The sequence below is a fragment of the Kitasatospora sp. CB01950 genome, assembly GCF_001905465.1.
Classification (GTDB): domain Bacteria; phylum Actinomycetota; class Actinomycetes; order Streptomycetales; family Streptomycetaceae; genus Kitasatospora.
In genome coordinates this window covers 1-4,732 of the sequence record NZ_LISX01000034.1, presented here as the reverse complement: position 1 = coordinate 4,732, position 4,732 = coordinate 1, and the positions used below count along the sequence as shown (strand labels likewise).

The window sequence follows — 4,732 nt, the reverse complement described above, 5'->3', positions numbered from 1 at the left end:
CACCCGCATCAAGCACCTCGACATCACCCACGACGACCTCCAGGTCGCCGGTGAACGCGGTCAGCACCCGCATCAGTTGGGCGGCCAGGCTTTCGGCCGTCTCCGGGTCGAACAGGTCGGCCGCGGCCTTCAGGGTTCCGCGCAGGCCGACGGGGGCGCCCTGGGCGTCGCGCTCCTCGCCGAGGCTCACGTCGAGGTCGGTCTTCGTGGTGGCCACGCCAGTGTTCAGGCCGGTGACCGTGAGGCCCGCGAGTTCCGGCGCGGCACCGGCGGTGTTCTGCACCGTCAACAGCACCTGGAACAGCGGGTGGCGGGCCAGCGAGCGAACCTGGCCGAACTCCTCGACCAGTCGTTCGAACGGCACGTCCTGGTTCTCGAAGGCCGCGAGGCCGCTCTCCCGCACCCGTCGCAGCAGTTCCGCCAGGGTCGGGTCGCCGGACAGGTCGGCGCGGAGCACCAGGGTGTTGACGAAGAAGCCGACCAGGTCGTCCAGGCTCTCGTCGGTGCGGCCGGCGATCGCCGTGCCGACCGGGATGTCGGTGCCCGCGCCGAGGCGGTGCAGCGTCACCGCCAGCGCGGCCTGGGCCAGCATGAACAGGGTCACTCCCTGCTCCCGGGCCACGGCCAGCAGCCGCCGGTGCAGGTCGGCGGGCAGCTCCAGGGGCACCTGGTGCGCCCGGTGGGTGGCCTCGGCCGGGCGGGTGCGGTCGGTGGGCAGCGGCAGCTCCTCGGGGAGGCCGGCGAGCGCCTGCCGCCAGTGGGCGACCTGGGCGGACAGCACGCTGTCCGGGTCGTCCTCGGAGCCGAGCAGCTCGCGCTGCCAGAGCGCGTAGTCCGCGTACTGCACGGCCGGCGGAACTGCGGTGGGAGCCGCGCCCGCCAGGCGGGCCGCGTAGGCAGCCGCCAGGTCGCGGGCAAGCGGGGCCATCGACCAGCCGTCCGCAGAAATGTGATGCACCGTCAGCACCAGGACGTGTTCCTCGTCCGCGACCGAGTACAGCCAGGCCTTGATCGGGGCGTGCGCCGAAAGGTCGAACGGATGCGCCGCGGCCCGGACAAGCAGCTCGGCCAGCTCCTCCCGGCCGACCCGCGCCGTGGCGAGCTCCCACTCCAGCTCGCCGAGGTCCATGACGCGCTGGTACGGTTCGCCGTCCACGACGGGAAAGACGGTGCGCAGGACCTCGTGACGGCCCATCACGTCGAGCAACGCGGCGTTCAGCGCCGTGCTGTCCACCCGGCCGGACAGCCGCAGGGCGAGCGGGATGTTGTACGTGGCGCCCGGGCCCTCCAGCTGGTCCAGGAACCAGAGTCGGCGCTGGGCGAAGGAGAGCGGTGGTCGCTCGGGCCGGACGGCGGCGGTCGGCGCGGGCCGGGCCGCACCGGCCCCGCCCAGTGCCGCGGCCAGCCCGGCGGGCGTCGGCGTCTCGAACAGGGTCCGCAGCGCGACCTCCGCACCGAACACCCCGCGCACCCGGCTCACCAGGCGGGTGGCCAGCAGCGAGTGGCCGCCGAGCGCGAAGAAGTCGTCGTCGACCCCGACCGCGGGCACACCGAGGACCTGGGCGAACACCTCCGCCATCAGCTCCTCCCGCAGCCCCGCCGGGGTCCGGCCGGGCCCGGCTCGGTACGCGGGCTCGGGCAGGGCCTTGCGATCGAGTTTGCCGTTGACGGTCAGTGGCAGCGCATCCAGCACCACCACCGCCGACGGCACCATGTACTGCGGCAGCCGGTCGGCGACGAACTCCCGTACGGAATCGACGAGTTCACCGCCCGCCCGACCGGTCGGCACCACGTACGCGACCAGCCGTTTGTCCCCCGGGATGTCCTCCCGGACCAGCACCGCGGTCCGGGCCAGCCCGGGGTGCCCCGCCAGGACGGCCTGGACCTCGCCCGGCTCGATCCGGAACCCGCGGATCTTCACCTGGTCGTCCGCCCGCCCCGCGTACACCAGCCGTCCGTGCCGGTCCCAGCGGGCCCGGTCGCCGGTGCGATACAGGCGCGACCCGGCCGGGCCGTACGGGTTCGCCAAGAAACGCTCCGCCGTGAGCGCCGAGCGGCCCAGGTATCCGCGGGCCAACTGCCCGCCCGCGACGTACAGTTCGCCGGCCACGCCCACGGGCACCGGCTGCATCCGCTCGTCGAGGACGAACACCCCGGTACCGGCGTGCGGCCGCCCGATGGTCGGCTCGTCGTCCGACGCCAGCGGCCCGGCCGTGGTCACGCAGACCGTCGCCTCGGTCGGTCCGTAGGCGTTGACCAGCCGCCGGCCCGGCGCCCAACGGCGCACCAGGGCCCCGTCCAGCGCCTCACCGCCGGAGAACAGCGTGGTCACCGACGCCAGGTCCTCGCGCGCCATCACCCCCAGCACGGTCGGCGGCAGCAGCAGGTGGGTGACACCGTGCCGCTCCACCACCTCGGCGAGCCCGCCGCCGGGCAGCAGCTGCCCGGCCGGAGCGAGCACCAGACGGGCACCCGACCACAGGGCGGTCAGCAGCTCCCAGGTCGCCGCATCGAATCCCACCGACGCGAACTGCAGCACCCGGCTGTTGGCATCCACCTCCCAGCCGCCGGCAGCCAGCAGATTCACCGCGCCCTGGTGGGTGACCACGACGCCCTTCGGCGTCCCGGTCGACCCCGAGGTGTAGATCACGTACGCCGCGTGCCCGGGCAACAGCACACCCCGGCGTCCGACGGGCACCTCACCCTCGCCCTCCTCCTCGCCGAGTACCAGCAGCGGCGCCGAGACGGGCTGCGGCAGCACAGCCGCACACCCGGCGGACGTCAGCACGGCCACCGCACCCGCGTCCGCCAGCGTGAACGCGATCCGCTCCGCCGGAGACTCCGGATCGATCGGCAGATACGCGCCGCCCGCCTTCAGTACGGCAAGCAGGGCCACCACCAGATCGATGCCGCGCTCCAGCACCACCGCGACCACCGTGTCCGGCCCGACGCCCCGGCCGATCAGCCGCCGCGCCACCCGTTCGGCCCGCACGTCCAGCTCCGCGTACGTCAGCTCGGTGTCACCGAAGACCACCGCGACGGCCTGCGGCGTGCGGGCCACCTGCGCCGCGAACAGTTCGGGCAGCGTCGCGGAGGCGTCGGCGGCCGCACCGGCGGTACCCGCCCACTCGGTCAGCAGACGCCCGCGCTCGCTCTCCGCCAGGACATCCACCGCACTCAGCCGCAGCCTCGGGTCGGCCGCCAACGCCTCCAGCACCCGCACCCAGCGCTCGGCGATCCGCTCGACCGAAGCCTGGTCGAACAGGTCGGCGGCCGCCGTGAGGGTGCCCCGCAGTCCGCCGGGCCGGCCGTTCGGGCCGGTGAACTCACCGACCGTCAGGTCCAGGTCGAACTTCGCCGCCGTGGATCCCGCCGACCAGCGGCCGGTCTCCAGGCCCGGCAGCTCGACGGCCGCCCGGGCGGTGTTCTGCACCGTCAGCATCACCTGGAACAGCGGGTGGCGGGCCAGCGACCGGGTCGGCGCCAGCTCCTCGACCAGCCGCTCGAACGGCACGTCCTGGTGGTCGAGCGCGGACAGGCTCGACTCCCGCACCCGCCCGAGCACCTCGACGAACCTCGGGTCGCCGGACAGGTCGGTGCGGACGACCAGGGTGTTGACGAAGAACCCGACCAGGTCCTCCATCGCCTCGTCGGTCCGGCCGGCCACCGCGGCACCGATCGGAATGTCGGTGCCCGCGCCCAGCCGGGACAGCAGAACGGCAAGCGCCGCATGTAGCAGCATGAACAGCGTCACGCCCTCGGCCCGGGCCAACTCGGCGAGGCTGCCGTGCAGTTCGGGAGAGATCTCGATCCCGGCCGACCGACCGCAATGGCTCGCCACCGCCGGCCGCGCCCGGTCGAAGGGCAGCTCCAACTCCTGCGGCGCATCGGCCAGCGCCGCACGCCAGTGCGCCACCTGCCGGGAGAGCGGACTGCCCGGGTCCCGCTCGTCCCCGAGCAGCTCGCGCTGCCAGAGCGCGTAGTCCGCGTACTGCACCGGCAGCGCCGCCCACTCGGGTGCCCGGCCCGCACGCCGTGCCGCGTACGCCGTCGAGACGTCGCGCGCCAACGGAGCGCTGGACCAGCCGTCACCGGCAATATGATGGATCGTCAGGGCTAGGACGTGCTCGTCCTCGCCCACCCGGAACAGGCTCGCCCGCAACGGGATCTCCGCGCCCAGGTCGAAGACACCGCCCGCCGCACCGGCGACCGCCTCGGCGACGACGGCCGGGTCCGCGCCGGTCAGGTCGGCGACGGCCAGCTCGAAGCCGCTCTCCGCCACTGGCAGGATCCGCTGGTAGGGCTCGCCGTCCGCCTCCACGAAGACGGTGCGCAACACCTCATGACGGCCGATCACATCGCGCAGCGCGTCGACCAGCGCCGCGTCGTCCAGCTCACCGGAGAGCCGCACCACGCTGGGCAGGTTGTAGGTGCTGCTCGGACCCGCGAGCCGCTCCAGGAACCAGAGCCGACGCTGCGCGAAGGACAGCGGCAGCCGCTCCGGACGCGGCATCGGCACCAGGGCGCGACGGCCGGTCGAGGCACCGTCGGCACCCTCGCCGTCCGACCGGGCGGAGCCCGCCAGCCAGGCCGCGAGCGCGGCCGGCGTCGGACGCTCGAACAGCACCCGGATCGGCAGCTCCAGGCCCAGCACCACACGCACCCGGCTGACCAACCGGGTGGCGAGCAGGGAGTGGCCGCCGAGGGCGAAGAAGTCGTCGTCGACACCGAC

The 4,732-nt window shown here is 74.0% G+C and carries 1 protein-coding gene; it reads right to left on the bottom strand.

Annotation, left to right across the window (positions count from 1 at the left end; genetic code table 11):
- Positions 1–4,732: non-ribosomal peptide synthetase (locus AMK19_RS34035; RefSeq protein WP_143200568.1), on the bottom strand; the 4,732-nt coding region annotated here is incomplete at both ends.